Origin of the sequence: Streptomyces sp. NRRL WC-3549 (assembly GCF_000721935.1) — a bacterium.
Lineage (GTDB): Bacteria > Actinomycetota > Actinomycetes > Streptomycetales > Streptomycetaceae > Streptomyces.
The window spans coordinates 30,124-31,781 of record NZ_KL585400.1 but is presented as its reverse complement, the minus strand read 5'-3'; the positions used below and the strand labels follow the sequence as shown (position 1 = coordinate 31,781).

The 1,658-nt window shown below is 75.3% G+C and carries 2 protein-coding genes; both read right to left on the bottom strand.

Annotated elements, in window-relative coordinates; genetic code table 11:
* Window positions 1-392, bottom strand: a 392-nt coding sequence (locus IH13_RS0115905; protein ID WP_031084942.1) for a ribose-5-phosphate isomerase, incomplete at its 3' end; no start/stop codon positions are given.
* Window positions 392-1,658: dihydroxyacetone kinase subunit DhaK (locus IH13_RS0115900; RefSeq protein WP_063837449.1), on the bottom strand; the 1,267-nt coding region annotated here is incomplete at its 5' end. The genes IH13_RS0115905 and IH13_RS0115900, both read right to left, overlap by 1 nt.

The window sequence follows — 1,658 nt, the reverse complement described above, 5'->3', positions numbered from 1 at the left end:
GTCAGCCACTCGGCGGCCAGCCGGCGGGCCAGCTCCAGGCCGACGACGCGCTGCCCGAAGGTGAGGACCTGGGCGTTGTTGGAGAGCACCGCGCGCTCGACGGAGAAGGAGTCGTGGGCGGTGACGGCCCGGATCCCCTTGACCTTGTTGGCGGCGATGGCGACCCCGAGGCCCGTGCCGCAGACCAGCAGGGCGCGGTCCGCCTCGCCGCGCGCGACCATCTCGGCGGCGGCGATGGCGACCTTCGGATAGGCGGTGTGCCCGTCCGCGTCGACGCCCACGTCGGTGACGCTGACGACGAGGCCGCTCGCCTCCAGGTCCTTCTTGAGGGCTTCCTTGTACGCGTATCCGGCGTCGTCGGAGCCGACGACGATACGGAGCTTGTCGGACATCAGTGGTTCTCCAGGGTGGGTACGAACACGCCGTGCACGGCACGGACGATCAGGGCGAGCGAGTGGGCTCCGGCGTCGGGGGTGCCGAGGCTCTTCTCGGCGTGCGGGCGGGCGCGGCCCATCCGGGGCAGGAGGCCGGCGGTGGCCGCCGCGGCCTCGGAGGCGGTGTGGGCGGCGGTGCCCCAGGCGGCCGGCAGGGGCTGCCCGGCGTCTGCGGCGGCCGTGAGGGCCTGGGCGAACGGGACGAGGACGTCGACCATCGTCTTGTCGCCGACCTCCGCCTTCCCGAGCCGCATCACACCGGCCGACGCCTCGGCGACCCCGGCGGCGACCACGGGGGCCGTGGGCCGTTCGGTGTCCCCGAGCGCGGTGCCGACCGCGCGGAGGATGACGCCCCACAGGGCGCCGGAGGTGCCGCCGGCCCGGTCGGCCCAGGCGTCGGCGGCCCGGTGCAGAAGCGTTTCCGCACCGGCGCCGAGGGCTTCGGCGCGTACCGCCGCCTCGTAGGCGCCGGTGGAGCCGCGCTGCATGCCGATACCGTGGTCGCCGTCCCCGGCGACCGCGTCGATCCGGCCCAGCTCGTCGGCGTGCGTGTCGACGGTGTCCTTGAGGACGCGCAGGGCGGCGAGGACGGTACGGGCCGCCTCGCGGGAGGCGTCGGTGGCGGGCGGGACGGTGTCCTCGGCGGCTTCCGCCAGGGCGTCCGGGGTGGTCAGCTCGGCGGCCTCGACGGTGCCCTTGCGGTAGGCGGGTGCGTCGGCCGGAGCCGTCCACAGGGGCTCCAGCTCGTCGGTGAGCCAGCACAGCGTGAGGGAGACGCCCGCCATGTCGAAGCTGGTGACCAGCTCGCCGACCTCCGGGTCGACGGCTTCCACCCCGGCCTCGGCCAGGAGCTGGGCGACCCTGCGGTAGACGACGAACAGTTCCTCGTACTTCACCGAGCCGAGTCCGTTGAGGATCACGGCCGCGCGCCGGCCCCGCGGTGACTCCACCCCTTCGGGCAGCTCACCCAGGACCGTGGAGACCAGCAGCTCGGCCGCCTCGTCGGCGCTGGGCACGGGCCGCTCGCCCATGCCGGGCTCGCCGTGGATGCCGAGCCCGACCGCCATCCGGCCCTCGTCCACGGTGAACAGCGGGTGGTCGGCGCCCGGCAGCGTGCAGCCGGAGAACGCGAGGCCGAAGGAGCGGGTACGGGCGTTCGCCAGCTCCGCGATCCGGGTCACCTCCGCGAGGGGGAGGCCGGCCTCGGCCGCCGCGGCGGGCGGC